The 26,319-nt window shown below is 70.4% G+C and carries 24 protein-coding genes and 1 pseudogene; 10 read left to right on the forward strand and 15 right to left on the reverse strand.

Translation table 11 applies throughout. The features are described from left to right. Window positions 1-43: 43 nt before the first annotated feature. The 3 genes and pseudogenes from JOF44_RS15985 to JOF44_RS15995 form a co-directional block, all read right to left on the reverse strand. Window positions 44-235, reverse strand: a complete 192-nt coding sequence (locus JOF44_RS15985) for a hypothetical protein (protein ID WP_209893673.1) — start codon at window positions 233-235, stop codon at window positions 44-46. Between the two features lie 101 nt (window positions 236-336). Further along, window positions 337-879: a hypothetical protein gene (locus JOF44_RS15990; RefSeq protein WP_209893674.1), complete on the reverse strand. Its 543-nt coding sequence runs from the start codon at window positions 877-879 to the stop codon at window positions 337-339. Window positions 880-1,213: 334 nt separating this feature from the next. Continuing rightward, a pseudogene (locus JOF44_RS15995) lies at window positions 1,214-2,177 on the reverse strand (IS256 family transposase); the annotation flags it as partial. Between the two features lie 437 nt (window positions 2,178-2,614). Between JOF44_RS15995 and thpD the strand changes: the two are divergent. Together thpD and JOF44_RS16005 are read left to right on the forward strand one after the other, a co-directional pair. Continuing rightward, on the forward strand, window positions 2,615-3,511 hold the full coding sequence (thpD, locus tag JOF44_RS16000) for an ectoine hydroxylase (protein WP_209893677.1): 897 nt from the start codon (window positions 2,615-2,617) through the stop codon (window positions 3,509-3,511). A 222-nt stretch (window positions 3,512-3,733) separates the two neighbouring features. Beyond that, a complete protein-coding gene (locus JOF44_RS16005) occupies window positions 3,734-4,996 on the forward strand; it encodes a glycosyltransferase (RefSeq protein WP_209893680.1) in 1,263 nt (420 codons plus the stop codon). A gap of 78 nt (window positions 4,997-5,074) precedes the next feature. Here JOF44_RS16005 and JOF44_RS16010 read toward each other — a convergent pair whose 3' ends face one another. Beyond that, complete coding sequence (locus JOF44_RS16010) at window positions 5,075-5,713, reverse strand: dihydrofolate reductase family protein (protein WP_209893682.1); 639 nt, start codon at window positions 5,711-5,713, stop codon at window positions 5,075-5,077. Window positions 5,714-5,867: 154 nt separating this feature from the next. On the opposite strand from JOF44_RS16010, the gene JOF44_RS16015 reads away from it, so the two are divergent. The 4 genes from JOF44_RS16015 (at window position 5,868) to JOF44_RS16030 (ending at window position 9,803) form a co-directional block, all read left to right on the forward strand. After that, window positions 5,868-6,659 (forward strand): alpha/beta fold hydrolase, encoded by a 792-nt coding sequence (locus tag JOF44_RS16015; protein ID WP_209893685.1) that lies wholly within the window; start codon window positions 5,868-5,870, stop codon window positions 6,657-6,659. A gap of 156 nt (window positions 6,660-6,815) precedes the next feature. After that, the gene (locus JOF44_RS16020) at window positions 6,816-7,994 is read left to right on the forward strand and encodes a MalY/PatB family protein (protein WP_342591811.1); all 1,179 of its coding nucleotides are present in this window, start codon (window positions 6,816-6,818) and stop codon (window positions 7,992-7,994) included. 61 nt (window positions 7,995-8,055) lie between these two features. Further along, the gene (locus JOF44_RS16025; protein ID WP_209893703.1) at window positions 8,056-8,967 is read left to right on the forward strand and encodes an SDR family oxidoreductase; all 912 of its coding nucleotides are present in this window, start codon (window positions 8,056-8,058) and stop codon (window positions 8,965-8,967) included. Continuing rightward, window positions 8,964-9,803, forward strand: coding sequence for an arylamine N-acetyltransferase family protein (locus JOF44_RS16030; protein WP_209893706.1), 840 nt, complete (start codon window positions 8,964-8,966; stop codon window positions 9,801-9,803). The genes JOF44_RS16025 and JOF44_RS16030 overlap by 4 nt, the downstream gene beginning before the upstream one ends. 109 nt (window positions 9,804-9,912) lie before the next feature. Here the strand turns inward: JOF44_RS16030 and JOF44_RS16035 are convergent, their stop codons facing one another. The 7 genes from JOF44_RS16035 to JOF44_RS16065 form a co-directional block, all read right to left on the reverse strand. Next, entirely contained in the window at window positions 9,913-10,473 is a 561-nt protein-coding gene (locus JOF44_RS16035; protein ID WP_209893709.1) for a DUF421 domain-containing protein, read from the reverse strand. Window positions 10,474-10,509: 36 nt separating this feature from the next. Beyond that, window positions 10,510-11,427, reverse strand: a complete 918-nt coding sequence (bla, locus tag JOF44_RS16040) for a class A beta-lactamase (protein WP_209893713.1) — start codon at window positions 11,425-11,427, stop codon at window positions 10,510-10,512. Window positions 11,428-11,457: 30 nt separating this feature from the next. Next, window positions 11,458-12,219: an SDR family NAD(P)-dependent oxidoreductase gene (locus JOF44_RS16045; protein ID WP_209893716.1), complete on the reverse strand. Its 762-nt coding sequence runs from the start codon at window positions 12,217-12,219 to the stop codon at window positions 11,458-11,460. A gap of 459 nt (window positions 12,220-12,678) precedes the next feature. Continuing rightward, the gene (locus JOF44_RS16050) at window positions 12,679-14,385 is read right to left on the reverse strand and encodes a glycoside hydrolase family 13 protein (RefSeq protein ID WP_209893719.1); all 1,707 of its coding nucleotides are present in this window, start codon (window positions 14,383-14,385) and stop codon (window positions 12,679-12,681) included. Window positions 14,386-14,445: 60 nt separating this feature from the next. Next, window positions 14,446-15,357: a carbohydrate ABC transporter permease gene (locus JOF44_RS16055; RefSeq protein WP_209893722.1), complete on the reverse strand. Its 912-nt coding sequence runs from the start codon at window positions 15,355-15,357 to the stop codon at window positions 14,446-14,448. Beyond that, a complete protein-coding gene (locus tag JOF44_RS16060) occupies window positions 15,354-16,310 on the reverse strand; it encodes a carbohydrate ABC transporter permease (RefSeq protein WP_209893725.1) in 957 nt (318 codons plus the stop codon). The genes JOF44_RS16055 and JOF44_RS16060 overlap by 4 nt, the downstream gene beginning before the upstream one ends. A gap of 49 nt (window positions 16,311-16,359) precedes the next feature. After that, complete coding sequence (locus JOF44_RS16065) at window positions 16,360-17,661, reverse strand: ABC transporter substrate-binding protein (protein WP_209893728.1); 1,302 nt, start codon at window positions 17,659-17,661, stop codon at window positions 16,360-16,362. Between the two features lie 97 nt (window positions 17,662-17,758). Here JOF44_RS16065 and JOF44_RS16070 point away from each other — a divergent pair, with 97 nt between their 5' ends. Continuing rightward, a complete protein-coding gene (locus JOF44_RS16070) occupies window positions 17,759-18,961 on the forward strand; it encodes an ROK family transcriptional regulator (RefSeq protein ID WP_342591812.1) in 1,203 nt (400 codons plus the stop codon). A gap of 105 nt (window positions 18,962-19,066) precedes the next feature. Continuing rightward, a complete protein-coding gene (locus JOF44_RS16075; protein ID WP_342591814.1) occupies window positions 19,067-20,140 on the forward strand; it encodes a PQQ-dependent sugar dehydrogenase in 1,074 nt (357 codons plus the stop codon). Window positions 20,141-20,342: 202 nt separating this feature from the next. Here the strand turns inward: JOF44_RS16075 and JOF44_RS16080 are convergent, their stop codons facing one another. From JOF44_RS16080 to JOF44_RS16090, 3 genes are all read right to left on the reverse strand, one after another. After that, window positions 20,343-20,813 (reverse strand): hypothetical protein, encoded by a 471-nt coding sequence (locus tag JOF44_RS16080; protein WP_209893731.1) that lies wholly within the window; start codon window positions 20,811-20,813, stop codon window positions 20,343-20,345. Window positions 20,814-20,898: 85 nt separating this feature from the next. Then, window positions 20,899-21,111, reverse strand: coding sequence for a CsbD family protein (locus tag JOF44_RS16085; RefSeq protein WP_209893734.1), 213 nt, complete (start codon window positions 21,109-21,111; stop codon window positions 20,899-20,901). Window positions 21,112-21,280: 169 nt separating this feature from the next. Next, window positions 21,281-23,224: an aconitate hydratase gene (locus JOF44_RS16090; RefSeq protein ID WP_209893736.1), complete on the reverse strand. Its 1,944-nt coding sequence runs from the start codon at window positions 23,222-23,224 to the stop codon at window positions 21,281-21,283. Window positions 23,225-23,581: 357 nt separating this feature from the next. Between JOF44_RS16090 and JOF44_RS16095 the strand changes: the two genes are divergently transcribed. After that, window positions 23,582-24,739 (forward strand): 3-deoxy-7-phosphoheptulonate synthase, encoded by a 1,158-nt coding sequence (locus JOF44_RS16095; protein WP_209893739.1) that lies wholly within the window; start codon window positions 23,582-23,584, stop codon window positions 24,737-24,739. 122 nt (window positions 24,740-24,861) lie between these two features. Here JOF44_RS16095 and JOF44_RS16100 read toward each other — a convergent pair whose 3' ends face one another. After that, entirely contained in the window at window positions 24,862-25,758 is an 897-nt protein-coding gene (locus JOF44_RS16100) for a phosphotransferase family protein (RefSeq protein ID WP_209893742.1), read from the reverse strand. A 153-nt stretch (window positions 25,759-25,911) separates the two neighbouring features. Here JOF44_RS16100 and JOF44_RS16105 point away from each other — a divergent pair, with 153 nt between their 5' ends. Next, a complete protein-coding gene (locus JOF44_RS16105; RefSeq protein ID WP_209893747.1) occupies window positions 25,912-26,316 on the forward strand; it encodes a VOC family protein in 405 nt (134 codons plus the stop codon). The last annotated feature ends 3 nt before the right edge of the window (window positions 26,317-26,319 follow it).

Genomic DNA, 26,319 nt, shown 5'->3' on the forward strand with positions numbered 1-26,319 from the left:
CAGTCGAGAGTTTCGTGGCGCTTCGCCTTCGCCCCACTCCATATCAGCGGCGGCGATTCCGTGATCTGTGTTCCTTCGCCTGTTCCCACAGATAGCCGACAGCGAGCAGGACGGCAATACCCACCAGCGTTCCGAAGAACGTGATGATGCCGTCTGTGGGGCTGTCGAAAACGGCGTCGCCTGCGCCGAAGAGTAGCGCAGTGGGAACTCCGATGATCACCACGACGGCGACCACAGCGATCCAGCCGGTGAACTTTCCGGAGGTACGGCGACTCCTGTTGCGAACGGGCGAGTCGTGTCGGTCGGGTCGACCCGGGTCAGTGCTCCTCGCCAAGACTAGATCTTCCCCAGAGCGCACTGCCCGGCCGCCAGAGCGAGCACGCCGACTACGCCACCCGGAAGGACGGAGTGCGCGGCCTTCTTGGTGAGGAATTTCGCGATCTTAGGAGATGTCTTCCTGAGAATATTGAAAGCGATGGACGAAGCCTTATTCCATTGCTTGCTCTTCAATGCTTTTCGCACGTTAGGTTCAGCAAGCGCTTTGATAATTGCTTTGATGTCCGCGATGCCAATCTTCTCTGCGAGACACTTGCCGAAATGAGCGTTGTCCCATTGTGGGGTGACAGCTGTGGGACGTCTGGAAGAGGCGGCTGCGACCAGCGCGGTCTGGTTCGTGTGGCCACTATCTAGCGCCTTGAACAGCATGTCGAAGTCGAAAGCTTGGAAGGTTCCGTCCTCCAGTCTGATCCCGCCGTTGGTCTCCACGTCCGCGAGCCCAGCAGCGGTGCTGTTCACGACAGTCACCTCTTCGTCGGTCAGCGAAGAGGTGTCTGCCAGAGGGTCGGAGCCCTCAGCTCGGGCAACGGCGGGCGCGGTCATCGAAACTCCAGCGACCGATGCGGCAACAAAAAGCGACCGCCGAGAAGGTGAGTAGCACGCGCCCGTTGTCCCGTTCGCTCCTGCGGCTTCGTCATGGCGTGTTGAACGCTCCATTGCGTGCACTACCTCTCTGCGGGATCTAACGGAACCCTCGGGGGAAACTCGACCGTAGCATCCTCCCCGTGGTGGCTCGAAGGTGCCGGCCGGGCCGGACTTCCATCCGAAGCCTCGAACACGCCCTCCCGTTCGCGAAAGGCGGCCCAGGCTGCGGTGGGATATGCCGGCACACGTGTTCGTCCACGCCTGGGGCGGCATGTTGTCGCTCCCCTGATTCGTGGTCGGTCTGGTCGTCGGGGCGTTCGACGAGTTGGCCTTTCTCGAATAGCGCTCCGGCGCGGACGAGTGCGACCAGGTGGGGTGCGTTCACGGCGCCACCAGGTCGGGGCGGACTCGATGAGCTTGAATGCCATCGCGATGCCGGCGGCGCGGGAGCCGGGCCCTTTGGTGACGCGTTGGCGCAGTCGGATGGTGGCGAACGTGGACTCGATCGGGTTGGTCGTGCGTGGGTGGATCCAGTGCTCGGCGGGGTAGTCGTAGAACTCCAGCAGTACGTGGAGGTCGTCGGTGACCTTCGCGGCGGCCTTGGGCCGCTTGACGCCGTATTCGTCGGCGAAGGCTCTCGCGGCGGCCTCGGCGTGGGTGCGGTCCTCGGCCTGCCGGATCTCGGCCAGGGCCTTCTTCGCACCCGGCTGGGCGGACTTGGGCAGGGCGTTGAGCACGTTGGCGATCTTGTGGAACCAGCAGCGCTGTTCCCGGGTGGCGGGGAAGACGTCACGGAGGGCGGACCAGAAGCCCAGCGCGCCGTCCCCGATCGCGAGAGCCGGGGCGGCCATCCGGCGACGTTTGCAGTCGCGCAGCAGGTCGGCCCACGACTCGGCCGACTCGCGGTGGCCGTCATCGAGGGCGATCAGCTCCTTGGCGCCGTCGGCGCGCACGCCGATCATCACCAACAGGCAGATCTTGTCCTGGTTCAGGCGGACCGTGAGGTGGATCCCGTCGACCCAGACGGAGACGGAGACGAAGACGTAGACGTAGACGTAGTCGGTGTCGGCCAGCGACCGGGTGTTGAACGCGGCCGCCTCGTCCTGCCACTGGCCGGTCAGGCGGGTGATCGTCGCCGACGACAGCCCCGCGGCGGAGCCGAGGAACTGCTCCAGCGCCGGGGCGAAGTCGCTGGAGGAGAGCCCGTGCAGGTACAGCAGCGGCAGCGCCTCGGCCACCTGTGGAGACTTGCGTGCTGTTCGGCGTGCGCATGTTCCTGGCGGAGATCGTCCCGGCGTTCAAGGGGCTGTCCGAGAAGGCGCTGTGCGCGCCGTGCGGTCATCCGCGATACCCCGGAGTTTACGGCCAGGGCCCGTTCGCTGGGGACGGAGAAGCCGACCGGGAGCTCCTCGATCTCGCGGCGCAGGTCGTCCACGAGAGTGCGGAACATGGAGCGGTCGACCATGCGTCGATCTTCGCACGGGCTCGGCGAGAGCACTTCGCCGGCTGTCGGCCGAGACGTGGGCGATGGCCCACCGGGAAGCTCGTGAAGCGACGACCAGGTAGAACACCGCGCGCTTGCCGTGTACGGTCCGTGACGTCGCCGGGCTCCGCGTCCGGCGTCGGCATGTCCTCGGTCGTGCCACGGTCGGGGACCTGCCCGCACTGTGAGAACGCTCGAGGAAAGGACACCATGACCACGGCGACCATGACCGACGATCTCTACCGCACCCGTCTCACGGAGGCGGCCGAGCCCGTCGCCCGCGAGCACCCCACCGTCTGGGGCACGGCGGAGGACGGCCCCTTCGACGCCGAGGCGCTCGCCGCCCATGAGCAGCGCGGCTTCACCATCCTGCAGGACCTCATCACCCCCGACGAGGTGGCGACCTACCGGCAGGAGCTGGAGCGCCTGAGCGCCGACCCGTCGCTGCGCGAGGACGAGCGCGTGATCACCGAGCGCGCTTCCGGCGAGGTCCGGTCGATCTTCGCCGTCCAGCAGCTCAGCGAGCTGATCGACCAGCTCTCCCGCGATCTGCGGCTGCTGGAGCGCGCCCGCCAGCTGCTCGGCTCTGACGTCTACCTGCACCAGACCCGGATCAACTCCATGCCGGGCTTCCGGGGCAACGGCTTCTCCTGGCATTCCGATTTCGAGTCCTGGCACGCGGAGGACGGCATGCCCGCGCCCCGTGCCGTCAGCTGCTCGATCGCGCTGACGCCGAACTTCCCCTACAACGGCGGGCTGATGGTCATGCCCGGCTCCCACCGCACCTTCGTGCCGAGCCTGGGGGAGACCCCCGAGAACAACCACCTCTCCTCGCTCAAGGGGCAGACGGTCGGCGTGCCGTCCGAGGAGGTCATCACCGACATGGCCCATCGCCACGGCATCGATCAGTTCACCGGCCCGGCCGGCTCGGCCCTGTGGTTCGACGCGAACATCATGCACGGCTCGGGCAACAACATCACCCCGTTCCCGCGCTCGAACATCTTCATGGTGTTCAACAGCGTCGAGAACACCCTGGAGCAGCCGTATGCAGCGGCCGCACCGCGCCCGGACCACATCGCCCACCGGGACGCTCAGCCTCTGCGCTGATCACCGAGGAGGCGACCGCGCCACGGGTGATGTGAACCGACGACGGGGACGGGCGAGCGGATCGTCCGTCCCCGTCGTCGTCCGCGCCGGCTCGTCACGGGCTCCTTCGAAAGTACCGGAATCCTTGACGAACCCTGCGGCGCGCAGGAGCGTGGCAGTCGTCCTGGCGGGCTCCGCACCGGAGCATCCGGGGACCGTTCCGTCTCACCAGGGGAGTCATCGATGAAGGTCCTGATCTACGCCAACGGCACCGAGGGCGACATCCGCCCGTTCGTCGCGCTCGCCCGCGGGCTGCACGCGGCCGGCCACGAGGCGGCGCTGTGCGCCCCCGAGGGTTTCGTCGAGCTGGTCACCGGCCACGGGGTCGAGCTGCTGGCGATGGACGACGAGATGCTGCAGCTGATGCAGGGCACGATGGCGCGCTTGCGCGGGCCTCTCGACATCGCGCGCGCGGCCCGGCGGATGACACGCTCCATGCGACAGATGATGCTCGACCAGTGGACGGCCGCCCGGACGTGGCGGCCCGACGCGATCGTCTACCACCCCAAGACGCTCGGCGCCCCGCACGTGGCCGAAGCTCTCGACGTGCCGGCCACGATCGCCCTGCCCCTGCCGATGTTCACCCCCACCGGAGAATTTCCCATCCCCTTCATCGGTGACTGGCCGCTGGGCGAGGCCGCCAACCGGGCCAGCTACCGGATGAACCACTTCGAGATGCTCATCTACGGGTCGATGATCAACGCCTTCCGCACCCGCACCCTGGGCCTGCCCGCCAAGGCCCGCCTCGACGACCTCAAGCACCGTCGGGACGGCTCCCGCGTTCCGACGCTGTACCCGATCAGCCCGCACCTGGTACCGCCCCCGGCGGACTACCCCGCCTCCGCGCACATCACCGGGGCGTGGAGCCTCGACGATGGCGAGGAGGCCGAGCCGTCGGCCGCACTGGAGGACTTCCTCACCGACGGCGAGCCGCCGGTCTACGTCGGCTTCGGCAGCATGGGGTTCGGCTCCGGCGCCACCCAGCGCACCGAGCACCTGGTCGCGGCGCTGCGCAGACACGGCCGACGCATCGTGCTGGCCACGGGCTGGGGCGGACTGACCGCCGTCGAGGGCGCCGAGGACGTCCTCAGCCTCACCTCCGCCTCGCACGAGTGGCTGTTCCCGCGTGTCGAGGCCGTGATCCACCACGGCGGATCCGGCACCGTCCACGCCGGGCTGCGTGCCGGCCGGCCCACCCTGATCTGCCCGTTCCTCGGCGACCAGCCCTTCTGGGGGAAGCGCGTGCAGGAAGCCGGCGTCGGCCCCGCGCCGGTGCCGCGGCGCGTGCTGGCCAGCGACCGGGGCGACCGACTCGAGGAGGCCGTCGACCGTCTGCTGCACGACGACGGGATCCGCGAACGCGCCGCCGAGCTCGGGCGCGCGATGCGCACCGAGGACGGCGTCGCCGCGGCGGTCGAGATCCTCACCGGCGACGACGGCCCGTGAGAACGCTTGCGGTGCGCCTCCTGCGGAGATCAGCGAGGCGAGGGCCCGCCAGGGCGGAGACGAGGTCCCGGCGCGAGCTCACCGCCACAGGAAGCAGTGCGTGTACCCGCTGTCAGCGGTGATCCGCTCCAGCTCGAAACGGTCCGTGAGCTCCTCGGGGCTCTCCCACAGCTTCAGTCCGGTGCCGAGATCCCACGGGGCGACGGCGATGTGCATCTCGTCGATCAGGTCCGCCTCGAGGAACTCGCGGACGGTGCTGACCCCGCCGCCGATCCGCACGTCCTGACCGTCGGCCGCCGCGGTGGCCTGCGCGAGGGCGTCGGCCGGGGTCGCATCCAGGAAGTGGAAGGTGGTCTCGCCGAGCGAGAACGACGGGCGCACGTGATGGGTCAGCACGAACACCGGGGTGTGGAACGGCGGTTCGTCGCCCCACCATCCCTGCCAGGACTCGTCGGCCCAGGGCCCGCGCTGCGGACCGAACTTGTTCCGCCCCATGATCTCGGCGCCGATGTTCCGGGCGAAGTCCCGGGTGAGGTGATCCTCGAATCCGCGCGACCCGCCCGGATCGGTGCGGCCCGGCCAGCCGGCCGTGGGAAAGGCCCAGGTGAACAGTTCGCCGGGATCGACATGGCCGAAGGGCTGCTCGTAGCTCTGCTCCTGACCGGCTCCGATGCCGTCGCGGGAGACGGTGAAGTTCTGGACACGGACACGAGTCATGGGGGAGCCCTCCTCGGGCCTCGGAACCTCGGAATCCCACCCATCGTGCCCGGCAGCGGGCGCGGTGTCACCACGTTTCCGGATGTCCGCACTGGGCACCGCGGACCGCTCCCGCTACGGTGGTCCGGCAACGACGCAGACGATGAGGTGAGCGATGTTCGTCCTCGACCAGGGCAGCGGACCGGCCGTGGTGCTGGTGCCGGGCCTGGGCTGCGACCACACGATGTACGTACCCCAGTTCGACGCGCTGTCGGGCATGCGTCTGCTGGCCGTGGACCTGCGCGGCACCGGGCGCTCGCCGAGCCTCGAGAGCATCCCACTCGCCGACGTGCTCACCACCCAGGCCGACGACATCGCCGACGCTCTGCACGAGCGCGACATCGGCAGCGCCCACCTCGTCGGCATCTCCTACGGCGGCGTCGTGGTCCAGCAAATGATGGCGCGCCACGCCGCGCTGGTCCGCTCCGCGGTGATCTGCGACAGTCTGTGCGACACCGGGGCCCGCACGCTGTCCGAGCGGGTCCAGCTGTGGCCCGCGCACCTGCAGCCGGTGATGCTGCGCGCCATTCCCCGTCGGGCGCTGGCGAGAGCGACCCGCGCGGCCTACCCGCGCTGGCCCGAGGCCGGCGAGGCGATGGCCGACATCTTCTTCGCGGACCAGGGCGACCTCATCACCCAGCGCCGCGTGGTCAACCGGATTCGCTTCGAGCAGATGCTGCGTGGCTGCGAGACGCCGACGCTGTGCCTGGTCGGCGACCAGTCCGCCCTCGCGAAGTCGATGATGGTCCGTACCCACGACGCGCTGCCGCACTCCGAGTTCCACATCATCCCCGACTCCTTCGACCCCTCCAGCCTCTGCAACCCGGAGGCCTTCACTGCTCACCTTCAGCGCTGGGTCACCGCGCGGGAGGCGGGGGAGCGGCTCGGGCTGCCGCTGATGGGCTGAGGGATGTTCGGCGGCGGGCGCGCTCCCGCGGGGCGCCGGGCGCCGCGTGCGCAGCCGACCGACCGACACACTCGATACGCTCGCAGGAGCAGCCCCGCCCTCGCGGGAGCGCCCCGCCATCGCAGGGAACCCCACCGCCGTCGAAGGAGACCTCCAGTGCCCAGCATCGACGAACTCGACGCGATCACCCAGGACGAGCTCATCGCTACCGGCGCCACCCGCTGGGCCCGCGGCGACGACGTGATCGGCGCCTTCGTCGCCGAGATGGACTTCGGCACCGCCGCGCCGATCACCCGGCGGCTGCACCGCGAGGTGGACCGCGGCGCCTTCGGGTACCTCCCCGCCGCCCTGAGGGCAGAGATGCAGCAGGCCACCGCGGAGTTCCTGCATCGTCGGACGGGATGGACGGTGGACCCAGCCGACATCCACGAGATGCCCGACGTCATCTCCGTGTACGAGGCGGTGCTGGACCACTTCCTGGTCCCCGGCGCGAAGCTCATCGTCCCCACCCCGTCCTACATGCCCTTCCTCCAGGTCCCCGACCTCCATGACCGGGAGATCCTCGAGGTCGAGATGCTCGCCGACGACGCCGGCCGCTACCACTACGACCTCGACGCCCTGGAAGCCGCCTTCGACGCCGGCGGCGAGCTGCTCGTGCTGTGCAACCCTCACAACCCCACCGGGCGGGTCTTCACCCGCGAGGAGATGGAGCCGCTGGTCGAGCTGGTGGACCGCAAGGGCGGCCGGGTCTTCTCCGACGAGATCTGGATGCCGCTGGTGCTCCAGGGCGAGCACATCCCCTACGCGACGCTGAGCGAGACCGCCGCCGGGCACGCGATCACCGCCGTCGCCGCCTCGAAGGCCTTCAACCTGCCCGGACTCAAATGCGCCCAGATGATCACCAGCAACGATGCCGACCGCGCTCACTGGGCCGAGGTGGGGCACTTCCCCATGCACGCCGCCGCGAACCTCGGCCTCGCCGCCGCCTCGGCCGCCTACGGAGACAGCACGGACTGGCTCGAGGACATCGTGACCTACCTGCGCCGCAACCGCGAGACCCTCACCGAGATGGTCGCGAGGCTCCTCCCGAAGGCGCGGATCACCACCCTGGAGGGCACCTACGTGGCCTGGCTCGACCTGCGCGCCTACGGCATCACCGGCTCCCTGCACGATCATCTGCTCGAGCACGCCCGCGTCGAATGCACCGACGGCACCGCCTGCGGCCGGTCATGGGAGGGCCACATCCGCTTCATCTACGCCATGCCGCACCCACTGCTGGTCGAGGCGATCACCCGGATCGCGAACGTGCTGGAGCCGGAGCGCGCCGGGCGGTGACCGGACACCGGCGGGGGATGCCCCCTGGCACCCGCATCGCACTGTCGTCATGCTGGGAGGCATGAGCGAGACATCTCCTCCGACTGCGGCCCGGAACGTCCTGGTCGCCGGGGCTGGCGGCTACCTGGGCCGCCACCTCGTCACCGAGCTGGCGAGGGGCGGCCACAGCGTGCGCTGCCTGGTCCGGCGTCCCGAGGAGCTGGCCCGCCCCGGTCGATCTGGCGCCCCCTCCCTCGCCGGGCTCGACCTCGACGTGCGCAGCGCCGATGTCACCGACCCCTCCACGCTCGCCTCGATCGCGGACGGCGTCGACGCCGTGATCTCGACGATCGGGGTGACCGGCCACGGCGGCGATCCGTGGCGCGTCGACCACGCCGGGAACCTCGCCCTGCTCGACGCAGCCCTCGCTGCCGACGTGCGGCGCGTCGTCTTCGTGAACGTGCTGCACGCCGAGCAGATCCCCGCTGACCTCACCCGTGCCAAGAGCGCTTTCGCCGCGACGCTGCGCCGCACCACCGACCAGCACCTGATCGTGAATCCGTCGGGCTACTTCTCCGATCTCGGCGCCTATGCCTCGATGGCTCGGCGCGGCGTCGCCCTCGTCGTCGGCGGCGGGCGGGCACGCCTCTCGCCGATCGACGGCGCCGACCTCGCCGCCGTGATCCGTCAGCAGCTCGAGGCGGGCACGACGGGAGACCTGGACGTCGGCGGGCCGCAGACCCTCACGCACCACGAGATCGCCGAGCTCGCCTTCGAGGCGAGGGGGAAGCGCCCCCGCATCGCCTCGGTTCCGCTGCCGGTGGCGCGCGCCGGCCTCGCCCCGGTGCGCATGGTCGCGCCGTCGGCCGCCGGGATCGCCACCTTCCTGCTCGCCGGGCTCGCCGCGGACTCCGCCGCCCCGCAGTTCGGCCACCGCCGCATCGCGGAGCACTTCCAGCAGCTCGCCGCCGCGGACGACGGCGGCCGACGATGACCGGGGCCGCCCAGGCCGACGGGGCCGACTGGGCCATCGACGCTTTCGACCCCGACGTCTACTTCGACCGGATCGGCGTCGAGCCCGGCCCGCCGGGCCTCGACCTCCTCGAACGCATCCACCGCGCCCACGTGGCCACCTTCCCCTTCAGCAATCTCGACGTGCTGCTGGGACACCACCCCGGCGTCGATCCGGACACCGTCGCCCGGCGCATGCTGCACGAGGGCACCGGCGGGTACTGCTTCGAGCACGCCCAGCTCCTGGCCGGGGTTCTCGAGCGGCTCGGGATGCGGGCCCGCCGCCGGCTCGGTCGGGTCCACGCTGCGACCAACACCCGCACCCACATGACCGTCGACATCGAGCTCGAGGGGCGGTGCTGGATGCTGGATCCCGGCTTCGGCCTCTCCGTGACCGGCCCCATCGCGCGCGAGGACGGTGCCCGACGCGAGGAATGGTTCGGCACCCTGTCGATGCGCCGCCAGGAGCGCACGGACGGCGTCGAGCAGTGGGAGCTGCGCCGCGGCGAGGATCTCCAGCACGTCACCGACCTGCTGCCCGTGGTGCCGGCCGACGTCCGCGCGGGCCACCACGTCACCTCGACCATGCCCGGTGCTGGTCCCTTCACAAAAATGCTCATCGTCAGCCGCTTCACCGTGGGCGGGCACGTCACCGTCACCAGCGCCGCCCGCACGATCCGTCGGCCCGGGCAGGAGACCGTCCACGAGGAGCTGATGCCCGCACAGGTGATCGACGCCGTCGCAGACCTCGGTCTGCCGCTGGACGCCGGCACCGCCCGCACGCTGCGGAACCGTCTGGCGGAGCATGCGGCGGGCTGAGCCGCTGCCCGCTGCCCGCTGCCCGCTGCCCGCTGCCCGCTGCCCGCAGCCGGCGGCTGGTAGCCCGTTGCCGGTCAGCCGACAGCACGCGGCGCGCTGGAGGGGCCGGTCAACCGGAGAGCAGGTGCTCCGGGATGGCCTCGCGCCCCTCGACCTCCGCGATCAGCGAGCGGTCGATGGTCGATCCGTGACGGACGACGGTGAGGTCACCGCGGGTCTCGAGGATCACGAGCTCGGCATCGTCCAGGTCGAGCACCCCGTGGGAACGCAGCAGATCCCACAGGTTCCGCTGCGAGAGGTGGACCCGGTGCAGCCCGGAGGACACCGGCCGTCCCCCGATCATCAGGACCGTCGGCCGTCGCCGGGGCAGCGGGTGCGGCAGCTTGCGCATCGTGCCCAGCAGGTATTCCATGACCATCAGCGTGTTCAGGACGATCAGCGCACCCAGCATGGTCGGCGCCTCGCCGAGGGTGGCGCGCGCGGTGACCCCGCCGATCACGGCGAGCACCGCGAAGCTGCCGACGGTGGGGTTCGCCATCAGGCGGGGGCCCGACAGATGCATGAGCAGCGCGAAGAACAGATACAGCACGATGGTGGAGGCCACCACCCCCAGCGCTCCGCTCCAGCTGATGCCGATGTAGTCCCGCCACACGATGTCCCAGTCGATCATCGCTCCATTGTCGCGCGTCGCCGGCGCCCGGCCTCGTCAGTCCTCCTCGAGCAGCGCCGTGAACGCGACCTTCGCCGCCTCGGCGATGAGCCGGTCGTCGTACTCGGCGTCCGGAGCGTCGCGATGGGTCATCACCGCGATCACGATCGGGGCATCCTTGCCCGGCGGCCAGGCGATGCCCAGATCATTGCGGGTGCCGTAGGTGGCGGCACCGGACTTGCTGCCGACCTCCCACCCCTCGGGCGCCCCTGCCATGATCAGAGTGTCTCCCGTGGTCGTCGCAATGAGCATTCCGGTCAGCAGCTCGCTCCGGCCCGCGTCGAGCCCGCCGTCGAGCACGAAGGTCCGCAGGGACGTCGCCAGCGCGCGCGGCGTGCTGGTGTCTCGGGGATCGCCGGGGGAGACCTCGTTGAGCTCCGGCTCCCAGCGGTCCACGCTCGTGGTGCGATCGCCGATCGCCCGCAGCGCGGCCTCGAGCCCCTCGGGGCCGCCGAGCTGGGCGAGCAGGAGATTGCCTGCGGTGTTGTCGCTGTAGCGCACGGCGGCATCCGCCACCTCGCGGAGGGTGAGCGTGCTCCCGACCTGCTCCTGCAGGACGGGCGAATACTCGACGAGGTCCTCCGCCTCCACCGGGACGGGAGTCTCCAGGTCAGGGGCCGAGGCGAACACGGCAGCGGCAGCCAGGGCCTTGAGGGTCGAGGCGTGGCTGAATCGTTCGTCGGCCCGGTGCTCGATGCGCGTACCGCTGGCCGCGTCGAGAGCGAACAGGCCGAGGCTGGCGGAGAAGCGGCTCTCGAGAGCGGAGAACGCAGCGTCGAGGGAGGCAGGCTCCCGGGTGACGGGCTCAGGGGCGGCAGCCTCCGCAGTCTCGGGGCCCGAGGCCGTGACGCAGCCGGCGAGCGCAATCGGTGCGGCGGACAGGATGACGGTTCGGCGGGAGACGGATGTCGTCATGGTGACCTCCTCAGGATCGGTGTGTGAGCGTCAAGGCCGCAGATGCGAGGCGCCGTTCAGATCCAGCACCGCACCGGAGGCCCACTGCGCCCCGGGCGAGGTGAGGTAGGCGATCGCGGTGGCGACCTCCTCAGCGGTCCCCACCCGCCCGAAGGGGCTCTGAGAGCGCACGTCGTCGCCCGCCGCGCCGTCGAGTGTCGGCTGCTGGCGCTCGGTGGCGATGAAGCCGGGAGCGACCGAGGCCACAGCGATCCCGTGCGGGGCCAGCGAGAGCGCGAGGGACTGACCGAGGGCATGCAGGCCCGCCTTCGCAGCGGCATACGCGGGCGCGCCCGGTTCACCGCGGAAGGCGCCGCGGGAGCCGACGTTCACGATCACGCCCGGAGCGCCGCGGGCGATGAGGGAGCGGGCCACCAGGTAGCTGACGTTCGCCGGGGCCGTGAGGTCCACGTCGATCATCCGGGTGAAGCGCTGCTGCCAGGTGGCGTAGTCCGTCGCCTCCACGGGATGGTTCGTGGACTCCCCGGGGGCGATTCCGGCATTGTTGACCAGCACGTCGATCTGGCCCAGCTCCGCTTCGGCCTCCTCGACCACGCGCCGCGCCGTCTCGGGGTCGGCGAGGTCGCCGCCGACGAGCGCGTGGCCCTCGCCGTGCAGCAGCCTCAGGGTCTCCTCGGCGTCGGCGCGGTGCGCGGCGTAGTGGACCGCGACGCGTTCGCCGCGCTCGCTCAGCGCGATGGCCGTCGCCCGGCCGATACCGCGGGAGGCCCCCGTGACCAGAGCACATCTCATGGGTCGTGTCCTCTCGTGCCGAAGGTGGTGCAGGACGCAGGACGTCCTCCACCATGCCGCACCGTACGGGACGGTGCGGGCCGGCGCACGGGGGATCGAGAGTGTCATTCCGGGGGCCTCCAGGCGGCGCGAGGCACCCGAAACGACACTCTCGATCTGCGCTTCCGGCCGCGATCCTCGCTTCTGGCCGTGATCCTCGCTTCTGGCCGTGATCCTCGCTTCTGGCCGTGATCCTCGCGCCCGTCGCTGGGATGTCTCCGCACCCTGAGTCGGTTGTTCACTGAGGGCGGAATCAGCATCCGGTTCTCGTCATCGACATGCTCAGCGGCGAGCAGATCGCCCAGGCCCACCTGACCGACTGGCGTCGTCGGACCCCCGGCGATGACGGTCTGACCTGCCCCGCCAGGAGGCTCGCCCTGAGCCCTGAGCCCTGAGCCCTGAGCCCTGAGCCCTGAGCCCTCAGGCCTCGCCGCGCCGCAACCAGGCCGTCGTCGCACCGGGCAGCAGCGCCGTCCCGTCGGCGTCGTCCACCGGATCCCCGCTCATCACCAGCAGCTCGCCGTCGGGCAGCGCGACCGGCTCATCGCCGAAGTTGGTGATGCTCAGCCAGCCGCCGGGCCGGGTGAAGGCGAGCACGTCCCCGCCGCTGAGCTCCTCGTCCCAGGTCAGCGTCTCCGCGCCCTGCAGCTCGCGGCGCAGCCGCAGCGCCTCGCGGTACAGCTCCAGGGTCGAACCGGCCACGCCGTCCTCGGCCTCGACCGAGGAGTCGGCGAACCAGGCCGGCTGCGGCAGGTGCGCCCCACCGGTGCCGAAGCCGAAGGAGGAGCCCGTCCGGGTCCAGGGCAGCGGCACGCGGCACCCGTCGCGGCCCAGGCCATCGTGGCCTCGCGTCTCCGGGGTGGTGCGCCAGAAGGCGGGGTCCTGCCGCCGCTCGTCAGGAATCTCGGCGACCTCGTGCAGCCCCAGCTCCTCGCCCTGGTACAGGTAGGCGCTGCCGGGCAGGGCCAGCTCGAACAGGGTCGCGGCCCGTGCCCGGCGCAGCCCCAGCTCCGCGGCGATCTCGTCGGCCGGCCCACCGGCGAGCACCCAGTCGGCGCCCTGCTTGCCGGGCCGACCCGCCCGCGGGGCCAGCCCGTACCGGGTGGCGTGGCGGACCCCGTCGTGATTGGAGAACACCCAGGTGGTCGAGGATCCCGTGACGGCGGACTGCGCGAGGTTGTCGGTGACGATGTCGCGGAAGTGCGTCGCGTCGAAGTCGGCGTCCATGAGGTCGAAGTTGAACGCCTGGCCGAGGCCCGTCGGGCTGGCATACTTCGCGCGCCGCTCCGGGGTCTCCACCCAGGCCTCCGCGACGGCGGTGCGCGCCGGGGTGTACTCGTCGAACACGGCGCGCCACTCGGCGTAGATCTCGTGGACCTCGTCGCGGTCCCACAGCGGGTGGGTGCCGTCCGCCTTCGGCATCGCCTTCAGTTCCGCCTTGCTGGGCAGCACGTCACCGAGATCCTTCGCCAGTCCGTGGGCGACGTCGACCCGGAAGCCGTCGACCCCTCGATCGGACCAGAAGCGCAGCGTGCGCAGGAAGTCCTCGCGCACCTCGGGATGCTTCCAGTCGAAGTCCGGCTGCTCGGTGGCGAAGGAGTGCAGGTACCACTGCCCGTCGGGCACCTGCGTCCAGGCCGGACCGCCGAAGATCGAGGTCCAGTCCGCCGGCGGCAGCTCGCCGCGCTCGCCCTTCCCGTCGCGGAAGATGTACCGCGCCCGGGCATTCGAGCCCTTCGGGGACTCCAGCGCCTCGCGGAACCACGCGTGGCGGTCCGAGGAGTGGTTGGGGACGATGTCGACGATCAGCTTGATGCCGACCCCGTGCAGGGCGGCGACCATCTCGTCGAACTGCTCCAGGGTGCCGATCTTCGGATCGACATCCCGGAAATCGTCGACGTCGTAGCCGCCGTCGGCCAGGGCCGAGGGGTAGAACGGGCTCAGCCACACGGCCTCGATCCCCAGCTGCAGCAGGTAGGGGACGCGGGAGATGATGCCGCGCAGATCGCCGATGCCGTCGCCGTTGCCGTCGGCGAAGGAGCGCGGATAGATCTGGTAGACGGCGGCCTGACGCCACCAGTCGGTCGTCTCTGCCAGGGGAGCGAGGGTGGTCGCGGATTCGGTCACGGTCGGAGAACCTCCAGGTTCGATCGGGGTCTGGTCGTTGTGCGGCGGATCAGGCAGAGGTCACTTGACGGCGCCCTGAGTGAGTCCGGACATGACCCAGCGCTGGGCGACCAGGAAGACGATCACCGCCGGCGCCATGGCCATCAGGTACGAGGAGAAGGCCACGTTGTAGCTGTTGGAGAACTGGGTCTGGAACATGTTCTGCAGCACGGGGATGGTCTGCAGGGTGGGGTCGGAGATGATCAGCGACGGCATCATGAAGTCGTTCCAGGACTGGATGAAGGCGAAGATGCCGACGGTGGCGCACATCGGCGCCAGCAGCGGCAGGATCAGCCGCCAGAACACCCGCCAGGTGCCCGCGCCGTCGATCCGCATGGACTCCTCCAGCTCCACCGGGATGGTGCGCAGGAACGCGGTCAGGAGCAACGTGTTGAACGCGAGCGCGAAGGCGATGTGCAGGATCGCCACGCCGAGCGGATTGTCCAGGCCCAGCATGCCGGTGAGCTTGATCTGCGGCAGCGCCACCACCGGGAACGGGATGAACATGGCCGCCAGCAGGTAGTAGAACGACCAGCGGTACAGGCGCCGGTCCCAGTTGCGCACGATCGCGTAGGCCGCCATCGAGGAGATCAGGATCTCGCCGACCACCGCGACCACGGTGATGAACACGGAGATCGCGAAGCCGCGCGGGAAGTTCGTCAGGTTCCACGCCGCGACGAAGCTCTCCAGGGTCAGCGGGTCGGGCAGGGCGAAGGCATTGCCCTGGACCGCCTGAGAGGTGGATTTCAGCGACATGTTCACGGTGACGAACAGGGGCACCAGCACGGTCAGGGAGCCGACCGCCAGCAGGATCGTCGCCGGCCAGTTGACGCGCCCGCGACCGATCCGTCGGCGGCGGCGCCGGGGAGCGGCCGTCGTGGCCGAGGTCTCGGGGCCGGAGGGGGTGGTCTGGGCAGAGGTGGTCGTGGTCATGATCCGAAGGCCGTCCTTCCCTTGGTCACGCGGAGCTGGAGCACGGCGATGGCGATCGAGATGAGGAAGAAGATCATCGCGTTGGCCATCTGGTACGCGTAGTCGCCGCCTTCGAAGCCGCGGAAGATCGACATCGCCACGGAGCGGGTGGCCACGCCCGGGCCGCCGTCGGTCAGGCCCACGATGATGTCGTAGGCGTTGAGGTAGTTCTTGAAGCTGAGGATCGTGTTGATGACGATGAAGCCGGAGACCAGCGGCAGCGTGATGTGGCGCAGGTTCTGCCAGGCGGAGGCGCCGTCGATGGAGCCGGCCTCGTAGACCTCGGTGGGGATGGTGACCAGGCCCGCGATGTAGATCAGCATCGTGCCGGGGATGGTCTGCCAGGCGGTGACGATCACGATCGACAGCCACGCCCAGTCCGGATTCGCCAGGATCGAGGTGGACAGCGCATCGGAGCCGACGGCCTGCCCCATCGAGGGCACCGTGTTGGCGAACAGGTACTGGAACACGAAGGCGATGACGATCCCGGAGATGACCATCGGGATCACGTAGATCGTCCGCAGCACGGCGGTGAAGCGGATCTTCGAGGTCAGGCCCACGGCGAGGGTGAAGGCGAGGACGTTCACCACGATCACGGTGACCAGCGAGAAGCCGAGGGTGAAGGCGTAGGAGCCGAGGATGCCCTGGTCGCGGAACATCGCGATGTAGTTGCGCAGGCCGATCACCTCCCAGTCCCCGAACCCGATGGAGTTGGTGAAGCTGTACAGGAAGCCCAGCACCGCCGGCAGCGTGATCGCCAGGGAGAAGAGGATCAGGGCGGGGAAGAGGAAGAGGTGGTAGATCGGATCCGTGCGCCGCCGGCGGGAACGCAGCGGCGTGGCGGGGCGCGGCGCGTCGGCCGAGGCCGGAACGTCGGATCCGGGGGCGGACGGGGTCGTTGTCGTCGTCGACATCGATGCTCCTTCATCGTGCGTCATCGGGCTCTCGCTGGTCATCGGGCTCTCACTGCCGGAAGGCGAGTCGCGCCCAGTCGGCGTCCATGCGCGCCAGGATCGGCTCGGGGTCGCTGCCGCCGGCGATCGACTGGATGTAGTTCTGCGCCGGGATCGAGTTGGGGATGAACTGGGACGGGCCCATGTAGAAGCGGCCGTCGTCGAAGTACTGCTGCATCTCGACGATCCGGGGGTCGGACACCGCCGGCGCGTCGGTGGTGGTGCCGAAGGCGAGGAACTCCGCGTTGTACGGGTTCTGCACCTCCGGCTGCATGAGGAACTCCAGGAACTGGCGCGCCCCGTCGTGCTCGTTCGCGGCCTCGGGGATCCACAGGGACAGGTCGATGTTCACCCGCACCCGCAGGTCGGCGGGGTCGTCGGTCACCGGCAGCGGGAAGGTGCCCAGGTCGACGTCGGTCCCGGCCTTGGCGATCTCCCCGAACGCCCACGGGCCCTGGAAGTACATCGCGGCCTTCTCCTGCGCGATGGCGGTGTTGCCGTCGCCGTAGCTGCGGCCCGAGGCGTCGTCATTGACGTAGGGCAGCAGCTCGAGCATGCGGCGGACGGGCTCGAGCATCGTGGCCTGGAAGGACACCTCGGAATCGGGGCCGACGTCCGCGCCGAGCGCGTTCATCTGCTCGTAGAAGGAGCGCACGTCGATCATGCCACCGACGGTGTAGTCGAACAGGCCCTGCTCGATGGTCCACGGGTCCAGGAAGGTGCCGTAGATCGGCGTGACGCCGCTCGAGCTCAGCGTCTCGCACACGGCGAGGAACTCGTCCCAGGTGGTGGGGACCTCGAGCCCGTGCTGCTCGAAGATGCGTCGGTTGTAGATGACCGACGCGGCGGTGACGGAGTAGGGGATCACGCTGGTGCGGCCCTCGTAGGTCGCGTACCAGTCCACCAGCTCCGCGACGTTGTCCCGGATCCGCCCGGCGGCGGGCAGATCAGCGAGGTCCGACAGGGCGCCGCGCGCCATGAACCGGCCCATCTCCAGGTTGTAGTTCAGACAGCCCAGATCCGGCGGATTGTTGCGCACGAAGCTCGCCGAGAGGTTCGTGGCGATGTCGTGCTGGACGCTGTACTGCGATGATTCAGAGGAGAAGTCCTTGGCCAGCTGCCCGAAGTAGGGGATCGCCTCGGGCTTGGACTGGTAGAACGTCAGCTGGGAGGCACCGCTGGTGGCGGTGCAGGCGGGCAGGGCCAGGGCGGCCGCCGTCACGCCGGCGCCGCCCAGCAGGGAACGTCGGGACAGGGGAGTGGATGACGTGGTCGAGCCGGATGAGGTGGTCGAGTTGGTCGAGGAGGACAACGCCGTCTCCTTCGCATGGCGGTCGCACGGGTGCGATGATGTAGTCGACAAGGCTTATATTTAAGGCCCATCGGAAGTATGGGTGAAGGAGGATCGCGTGTCAACGCTTCAGGATCCGGGGGCGAGCTCCCCGCAGCTCCTGCGGCGCGCCAATCGGCAGGCGCTGCTGCAGTACGCCCTGCGCACGGGCACCTTCTCCGCAGCCGACGCGATGACGACGACGGGTCTGACCCGGGCGACGGTGCTCGGGGTGTGCGCGGATCTGCACGGCGCGGGCTGGCTCGCCGAAGTAGAACCCGATGGTGACGGGACGCGGCGGGGCAGGCCTGCCCGGCGCTACGAACTGCGCGCTGACGCCGGTCTGCTGATCGGCGTCGATGCCGGCGAGCACACCCTCGCCGCGCGCGCCGTCGATCTGCGCGGCCGCGAGCTGGCCTCCGAGGTCGAGACGGTCGAGATCGGTGTCGACGATCCCGGTGCCGCCGACGCACGCCGGGAACAGGTCCGTGGCCTGCTCGAGCGGCTGCGCGCTCGGTCCGGGGCGGGAAGCGCCCACCCTCTGCTGACCGTCGTCGGCGTTCCTGCCCCCGTCGGCCCCGACGGGCTCTCCCCGCACGGGGAGGCCGGCTACTGGCCCGTCATGAATCCGGACCTCGGCGGCGCCCTGAACGGCGAGGTGCTCACCGACAACGACGCCAATCTCGCCGTGACCGCCGAGCACGCTCTCCGCGGCGGCGAGCACCTGGCCACGCTGCTGATGGGGGAGCGCTTCGGGGCCGGCCTCATCATCGACGGCCGCCTCCTGCACGGGGCCCTCGGGGGCGCCGGCGAGATGCGCTTCCTCGACGACGTACTGGTCGACTCCCGCGGAGCGGACGGCGTGGCCGCGCTCGCCCGGCGCTGGACCACCACGGCGTTGGAGGCGGGGGCGCGCTCACCGGCCCTGGAGGCGATTCCCGCCGACCGCCTCACCGCCGTGGACGTGTTCGACGCAGCGCGCGCCGGTGATGCCGTGGCGCAGAGGGTGCTGGAGCGTATCGGTGAGCGCATCGCGCGGATCGCCGGGATCTTGGCCAGTCTGCTCGGCGTCGAGACGGTGGTCGTGGCCGGTGCGATCGCCGGGGCGATCGGTCCCGTGCTCGTGCACGCTCGCGAAGCCCTGCCGCAGGTCAGCTCGGCGCCCTACCCCCAGCTGGTGGCCAGTGAGCTCGGAGGGGACGTGGTGGTGCGCGGCGCCGTCGAGACCGCGCTGCGGCAGCTGCGGGAGAACCCGCTGGAGGTGCTCGGGTCGCACGGGTGAGAGTATCGGCGCTCCTCGGGAGCGTCCTGGCCGGGCCCACTGGCCGGAATCCTGCGGCCCTGCGAGAATGCCGGTACCGCATGCGCCAGGACGGGGGACGCTCTCGTGATCACCCGACGACACATCACCGCACTCGGTGGGACGCTCGCTGCCGCGACGTTCCTGGGCGCCTGCGGCGAACCGTTCACGGATCCGTCGGCCGATGAGAGCCCGCAGACATCGAGCGACCAGATGCTCACCAGCGTGGTCACCACCGGGCTCCAGGCGCCCTGGTCGATCGCCTTTTCCGGCGAGACCGCCCTGGTCAGCGAGCGCGACTCCGCCCGCATCCTCGAGATCGCGGCCGACGGCGCCACCCGCGAGGTGGGCGTGATCGACGGCGTCGAGCCCGGGGGAGAGGGCGGCCTGCTCGGCCTGGCCGTCCACGGCGGTCAGCTGTTCACGTATCTCACGGCTGCCGACGGCAATCGGATCGAGCGCCGGGAGCTGACCGGATCCCCCGGGCGCCTCGGACTCGGCGACGCCCGGACCGTGCTCGAGGGCATCCCGTCGGCCCGGATCCACAACGGGGGCCGCCTCGCGATCGGACCGGACGACATGCTGTACGCGACCACCGGTGACGCCGGGGACCGCAGCAGCGCCCAGGACATCGAGTCCCTCGGCGGGAAGATCCTGCGGATGGCGCCCGACGGGACGGCACCGGCCGACAACCCCTTCCCCGATTCGCTCGTGTACAGCTACGGCCATCGCAACTGCCAGGGGATCGCCTGGGCCGAGGACGGCACGATGTACGCCAGCGAGTTCGGGCAGGACACCTGGGACGAGCTGAACCTCATCGAGGCCGGCGGCAACTACGGCTGGCCGGACGTCGAAGGCATCGCCGAGCAGGAGGGCTACCGCGATCCTCTGCAGCAGTGGGAGCCGGCCGAGGCCAGCCCCAGCGGCATCGCGATCACCGGCGGGTCTCTCTACCTCGCGAACCTCCGCGGCCGACGTCTGCGTGTGGTGCCGCTGACGGACCCGTCCACCGCCACGGAGCTGCTGGTCGGGGAGTACGGACGGCTGCGCGACGTGGTCCTCGCACCCGACGGGGCGCTGTGGGTGCTGACCAACACCACCGACGGTCGGGGCGACCCGGCGGAGGAGGGGGACCGGATTCTGCGGGTCGCGATCGGCTGACCAGCGCGAGAAGGCGAGAGTGCCGAAGGGCCGATGCAGATGACATCGGCCGCGGCGATATCGGTCACGACGGGTTCCGTGGAGCCGGAGGCGTGTGCGTCGTCGCGCGTCAGGATCAAGGGGCTCACCGTGCTGTCCGTCCAACGACTCGCCCGATCGGTCAGACCGTCGACGAGCGTGTCCCCTGTCGAGGGGAGACAGCCTATCGTCTCGGGTCCTCACCACGGTCGTCCTCGCTCCGCAGGAGGTCGCGGATCGAGGCCCGGAACGTCGGCGTGACCTTAAGCGGAACCTCCTGATCGATGACGCCGTGGTGACCCAGCCGCAGTGTGAGGACCGTGCCGGTCGGGGTCGCCGCAGTGCGCACGTCGAGGATCTCTGCGGCCGCCTCGGGGCCGACGAGGATCTCCTCGTCCTTGATCGTGAATGCTTCGCCCGCCCGCATTTGCAACCCGTGCGCGGAGCAGACGTCGAAGACGTGATGATCAGACTCGAACCACTCCTGGGGCCGGGAGTCGCACCCCCGGACCTCGCAGCGCACGGGGAACGCGTCCGCGTGCGGTCTGGCTCCGTACCGCATGAACTCAGCTCCCTCCGACTCCACAGTAGGCACCCGACAGCACTTGACCCAAGGGTCCTGACCGGTCGGATGCCCGCCGGGAGAGGGCTTCATGTGGTCTGCTGCGGGGCGTCGTGCCTGATGGGGACGACTGCCCTGCGGGGAGCTCGGCCCGGAGTTCGACGTCCCTGCGTCGGCGTCAGTCGGTCTTGTCCTTGTTCCCGAACATGCCCTCGGCCGCGCCCTTGACGGTGTCGCGGGCGTCCTGGGCCTTGTCCTTCAGGTCGGCCTTGCCCTGCTCGGCCTGGCCCTCGGTCTCGGCTTCTTTGTCGCCGGTCAGCTTGCCGAGGCCTTCCTTGGCCTGGCCGCCCAGCTTGTCCTTCGCGTTCTCGAACTTCTCTTCGTTGCTCATCGGTGCCTCCTGGCGGTGACGGGATCACGCGAATCGTTCGGTGGGACGAGCATAGGACCCCGAGCCGCCGCAGGGCCCGGACTCCGACCTCCCGGTCGGGAGCGGGCCGCGACCTGCCGTCGCGGCCGCAGCCACGGACGCATTGCGGGACCGAGCCGCCACCGTGCCCTCACATCTCCTGCGCCGCCAGCGGGATCCGCCCGCCGGCGAGGATCATGTCGACCTGCCGCGGCGAGAGGTCATGGTGCAGACCCACCTCGCGACCGCCGATCTGCGCGGTGATCTCCCGCCCGGCGCGCAGGGCGTCGTGGATCCCGCTGAGGACCACCTCGTCACCCTGCGTGCACTGCTCAATGTCGGCGGGATCGTCGAACGCGAGGCCGAGGATCCCGAAGTTGGCGAGGTTCTGCCAGTGGATCCGCGCGAAGGACTTCGCGATCACCGCACGCAGCCCCAGGTAGCGCGGGGCGATCACGGCGTGCTCGCGAGAGGACCCCTGCCCGTAGTTCTCCCCGGCGATCACCACGTGCCCCTGCTCGGCGTCCTTGGCACGCTGGGGGTAGGTCTCGTCGATGCGGACGAAGGAGAAGTCGGCGATCTTGGGGATGTTGCTGCGGAAGGGCAGCACCCGGGAGCCGGCCGGCATGATCTCGTCGGTCGAGACGTTGTCGCCCATCACCAGCAGAGCCGGCACCCTCAGATCGTCCTCGACGGGGGAGAAGTCCGGCAGCTTCGAGATGTTCGGCCCCTTGACCAGCTCGACCTTCGCGGCCTCCTCCGGCGGCAGGGGCGGCATCAGCATGTCGTCCACCGTCGAGTAGAACTCCGGCATAGTGGGGCGCGGGTACGCGAGGTCGTGGCTGGTCTCCAGCGTGCGTGGATCGGTGATCTTCCCGGTCAGGGCCGCGGCCGCGGCGGTCTCGGGCGAGCACAGCCACACGGCGTCCTCCTCGGTGCCGGAGCGGCCGGGGAAGTTCCGCGGCATGGTGCGCAGGGAGTTGCGGCCGGTCGCCGGCGCCTGCCCCATCCCGATGCAGCCCATGCAGCCGGACTGGTGGATGCGCCCCCCGGCGGTGACCAGCGAAGTCAGCCAGCCGCCCGAGATCAGGTCGGCGAGGACCTCGCGGGAGGTCGGGTTGATGTCCAGGGACATGCCGGGGGCGATCTGCTGGCCGTCGAGGATCTCGCCGACCACCGCGAAGTCCCGCAGACCGGGATTCGCCGAGGAGCCGACGACCACCTGGGAGACGTCCTCGCCGACCACCGAGGCGACGGTGACGACGTTGCCGGGGGAGGAGGGCTTGGCGATCAGCGGCTCCAGGGACGAGAGGTCGATGTGCTCGGTGACGTCGTAGGTGGCGCCCTCGTCGGCCTCCCAGCGCTCGTACTCGTCGGCGCGGCCGACGGCCTCGAGGTAGGTGCGCGCCGCGTCGTCGGCGGGGAAGACCGTCGCGGTGGCGCCCAGCTCGGCACCCATGTTCGCGATGACGTGGCGGTCCATCGCGGTCAGCTGCTTCAGCCCGTCGCCGTGGTATTCGATGACGCGGCCGACGCCGCCCTTGACGCCGTGGCGGCGCAGCATCTCCAGCACCACGTCCTTGGCGCTGACCCAGTCCGGCAGCGACCCGGTCAGCTCCACGCCCCAGATCTCCGGGGTCGAGACGTACAGCGGCTGGCCGGCCATCGCCATCGCGATCTCGAGGCCGCCGACGCCGATGGCGAGCATCCCCAGCGCGCCGGCCGCGCAGGTGTGGGAGTCGGAGCCGATCAGCAGCGCGCCGGGACGACCGAAGTGGGCCTGGTGGACGGGATGGGAGACCCCGTTGCCGGCCTTCGAGAACCACAGGCCGAAGCGCTCGGCCGCGGACTGCAGGAACAGGTGGTCGTCGGGGTTCTTCTCGTCGGTCTGCAGGAGGTTGTGGTCGACGTACTGGACCGACAGCTCGGTGCGGATCCGGTCCAGGCCCATCGCCTCGAGCTCGAGCATCACCATGGTGCCGGTGGCGTCCTGGGTGAGCGTCTGGTCGACCCGCAGGCCGATCTCGGAACCCGGGTCGAGCGATCCCTCGACGAGGTGTGCGGCGATGAGCTTCTGTGCGACGTTGCGTGCCAAGGGGCTGCCCTCCAGAGGATTGCGGCCGACGCCGATCCGGCGACGGACCTCCCGCCACCATAGGCCGGAAAGGACGCGGGCGCACGAGCACGTGGCATCTGCGCGGGGGAGGCCGTGGCCCCCCGGCTCGCGCGTGCGTCCACCTCGCGGGCGTCTGTTTGCGCTCCGCGCGTATCCCTGTAACCTCACCGCCATGCAGAACCGTTGGTTTACCTATGTGCAGTCGGCCCTGGAGGGGCCGGCGACCACGTAGCGTCACCAACCCCTTCAGAGCCGACCGGGCAGAGCAGATGCTCTGCCCTTCGCCATTCCCGGCGGGCTCTGCAGCGGGTTCGCCCTGATTCCAGGACAGGACCCATGACCGTTCTCGACACCGCCCCCACCGCCGTTCCCGGCGTGCGCACGGCATCCCCCGCCGCCCCCGGCACGGGCGCCACGGCCCCCACCACCGCTCCCGACCGCCACATCGCGAACTACACGCCGCTGCCCACCCCGGCCGAGCTCCTCGCCGAGCTGCCGCTGGATCCCGACCGTGCCGAGCTGGTCGCGCGCAGCCGGGACGCGATCCGCGACGTGCTCGACGGCTCCGACGACCGCCTGCTGGTGCTCGTCGGCCCCTGCTCGATCCACGACCCCGACGCCGGCCTCGAATACGCCCGCCTGCTCGCCGACGCGCAGGAGGACCTGAGCGGCGACCTGCTGCTGGTGATGCGCACCTACTTCGAGAAGCCGCGCACCACCGTCGGCTGGAAGGGCCTGATCAACGACCCGCATCTGAACGGCAGCCATGACATCGCCACCGGTCTGCGCGCGGCGCGTGCTTTCCTGCGGGACGTCACCGCGCTCGGTCTGCCCTGCGCGACCGAGTTCCTCGAGCCGATCAGCCCGCAGTACATCGCTGACCTCATCAGCTGGGGCGCGATCGGGGCCCGGACCACCGAGAGCCAGATCCACCGCCAGCTCGCCTCGGGGTTGTCGATGCCGATCGGCTTCAAGAACGGCACCGACGGCGACATCCAGGTCGCACTCGACGCGGTCGCGGCGGTCTCGGCCCCACAGGCCTTCCTCGGCATCGGGGCCGACGGGCGGGCGAGCCTGGTGTCCACCACCGGTAACCCGGACGTCTCCCTCATCCTGCGCGGCGGGTCGACCGGCGCGAACTGGGGCCCGGGACCCGTGCGCGCCGCTGCCGAGCGCCTGACCGAGCAGGGCCTCGCCCCGCGCCTGCTCATCGACGCCAGCCACGGCAACAGCGGCAAGGACCATCGGCGTCAGGCGGAGGTCGCCGCCTCGCTGGCCGATCAGGTCGCCGTCGACGGCGCGGCGATCGCCGGGATCATGCTCGAGAGCAATCTCGTCGCCGGCGCGCAGAGCCTCGACGTCGACGCCGGACCCGCCGAGCTCGTCCGTGGGCAGTCCGTCACCGACAAGTGCATGGACTGGGAGGTCTCCGACGGGGTGCTGCGCGCGCTCGCCGGGGGAGTGCGGCGGCGCCGGGTCGCGCGGGCGCGGTGAGCCCCGGGGCCGGGCCGGGATGAACCGCAGAAGCGGGACGTGAGAGGCACGGCGCGACGCATGGTGACAGCCCGTTCCGCTGGCGTCCCGGATCTGCCGGCCGGGGGCCGCGCCGGGTCGTCTCAGCCTGCCCGATGCATAGTGCGCGAGATCGTCTCGCGGACCCGGCCGGCCATCCCCGGTCCGTCGACCGCTCGACGCCCGGCGACCTGGAGCGGGATGAATTCGGGCCAGTTCGGGCCGAAGTTCAGCAGGCGCTGGAGGTCGGGCGCCGGATCGACCCTCACTCCGGCCAGTTCCTCGTAGGCGTCGAGGAACCGCATCGCGGCATCCGCGGAGAACAGCACGGCGAGGTTGAGCCGGCAATGGCCGACATCCAGTCCGCGGTCCGCGAGACCGACGGTGGGCCAGTCCACCACCGCCGAGATGCACTCGCCCTGCCAGAGCACGTTGAAGTGCTGGTAGTCGCCATGGCTGAGCACGGCGCGAGCGGGATCGGTGGGCCGCGCGGCGAGCTCGCGGGCGGCGCGGGCGAGCCCCGGGTCGCCGCCCTGTTCCAGCCAGGACAACTCGGAGGAGGCCCACAGCTCGCAGGGGCCGAGCATCGGCGGCGGCACGGCGTGGATCCGTGTGAGCATCGCGGCGAGCCGGCGCACCCAGGCGCGCAGGTCGAGGGGAGCGAGTTCCACCTGGCCGGGCAGGAAGCGGGTGAGCGTCGTCGGTCGCCCGGAGGTGGCCCCTTCGGCATCGGCAACGAGCAGCGACGGGATCGGTAGGTCGGCGCCAGCCACGGCGTCCAGTCCGGCCGTCTCGCGGCGGACCATGTCGTGCTCCCAGGTCCTGTCCCCGGACCAGCGCCGCACGACGACGTCACCGTGGCCGTCCGCGCGCCGCAGTTGCAGCATCTGCCCGGTGATGCCGCCGATCAGCGGACGCACCAGCGAGACCTCGCCGATGAGGGGGGAGAGCCAGGCGCGCAGCGCAGGATCGAGGTCCCAGGCATCGGAGGTCGAGGGCATGCGGCAGAGACTGTCAGAGGCGCCCGAGGGGCTCAACTGCATTCCGGGCCGCTGGAGCTCTCTCCCGGACAGGACCTGTCCTCGCCACTTCCTACGGTGGGAGGACGAAGCGGCTCGGGCATCGGGTCGCGCCCTCTCAGAAGGAGAACTCACGTGTCCGCATCCCTGTCCGTCTTCACCCTGTACCGCGATCCGATGGCGGCCGTGTCCTGGCTCGTCGAGGCCTTCGGCTTCGAGGTGGTCAACAGCTTCGGTGCCGAGGAGGGGACGATCGATCACGCCGAACTGCGACTCGGCGACGCGGTCGTCATGGTGCAGGCCGCCCTCGACGGTCAGGGCCCCGCGCCCGAGGCGGAGGGCTCGACCAGCCGCGCGCCCGTGCTCTCGCTCGACGACGAGGCGTCCGTCGGCGCCCTGTACGAGCGGGTCAGCGCCGCCGGTGCCCGCACCCTGCACGCCCCGGGGACGACGCCCTGGGGCAACTATCGCTTCGAGGTGCTCGACCCCGAGGGGCACCAGTGGTCGGTGGGCAGCTACCGGCCCGGCATGTCCTGGTGAGGG

Origin of the sequence: Brachybacterium fresconis (genome assembly GCF_017876515.1) — a bacterium.
Classification (GTDB): domain Bacteria; phylum Actinomycetota; class Actinomycetes; order Actinomycetales; family Dermabacteraceae; genus Brachybacterium; species Brachybacterium fresconis.

Bases quoted from the DNA above. Each gene is read 5' to 3' on its own strand.
- JOF44_RS16015 (WP_209893685.1), top strand. From the start codon at position 5,868: ATGTTCGTCCTCGACCAGGGCAGCGGACCGGCCGTGGTGCTGGTGCCG.
- JOF44_RS16100 (WP_209893742.1), bottom strand. From the start codon at position 25,758: ATGCCCTCGACCTCCGATGCCTGGGACCTCGATCCTGCGCTGCGCGCC.
- JOF44_RS16010 (WP_209893682.1), bottom strand. From the start codon at position 5,713: ATGACTCGTGTCCGTGTCCAGAACTTCACCGTCTCCCGCGACGGCATC.
- JOF44_RS16060 (WP_209893725.1), bottom strand. From the start codon at position 16,310: ATGTCGACGACGACAACGACCCCGTCCGCCCCCGGATCCGACGTTCCG.
- JOF44_RS16085 (WP_209893734.1), bottom strand. From the start codon at position 21,111: ATGAGCAACGAAGAGAAGTTCGAGAACGCGAAGGACAAGCTGGGCGGC.
- bla (WP_209893713.1), bottom strand. From the start codon at position 11,427: ATGACGACATCCGTCTCCCGCCGAACCGTCATCCTGTCCGCCGCACCG.
- JOF44_RS16025 (WP_209893703.1), top strand. From the start codon at position 8,056: ATGAGCGAGACATCTCCTCCGACTGCGGCCCGGAACGTCCTGGTCGCC.
- JOF44_RS16080 (WP_209893731.1), bottom strand. From the start codon at position 20,813: ATGAAGCCCTCTCCCGGCGGGCATCCGACCGGTCAGGACCCTTGGGTC.
- JOF44_RS16035 (WP_209893709.1), bottom strand. From the start codon at position 10,473: ATGATCGACTGGGACATCGTGTGGCGGGACTACATCGGCATCAGCTGG.
- JOF44_RS16055 (WP_209893722.1), bottom strand. From the start codon at position 15,357: ATGACCACGACCACCTCTGCCCAGACCACCCCCTCCGGCCCCGAGACC.
- JOF44_RS16095 (WP_209893739.1), top strand. From the start codon at position 23,582: ATGACCGTTCTCGACACCGCCCCCACCGCCGTTCCCGGCGTGCGCACG.
- thpD (WP_209893677.1), top strand. From the start codon at position 2,615: ATGACCACGGCGACCATGACCGACGATCTCTACCGCACCCGTCTCACG.
- JOF44_RS16045 (WP_209893716.1), bottom strand. From the start codon at position 12,219: ATGAGATGTGCTCTGGTCACGGGGGCCTCCCGCGGTATCGGCCGGGCG.
- JOF44_RS16030 (WP_209893706.1), top strand. From the start codon at position 8,964: ATGACCGGGGCCGCCCAGGCCGACGGGGCCGACTGGGCCATCGACGCT.
- JOF44_RS16005 (WP_209893680.1), top strand. From the start codon at position 3,734: ATGAAGGTCCTGATCTACGCCAACGGCACCGAGGGCGACATCCGCCCG.
- JOF44_RS15990 (WP_209893674.1), bottom strand. From the start codon at position 879: ATGACCGCGCCCGCCGTTGCCCGAGCTGAGGGCTCCGACCCTCTGGCA.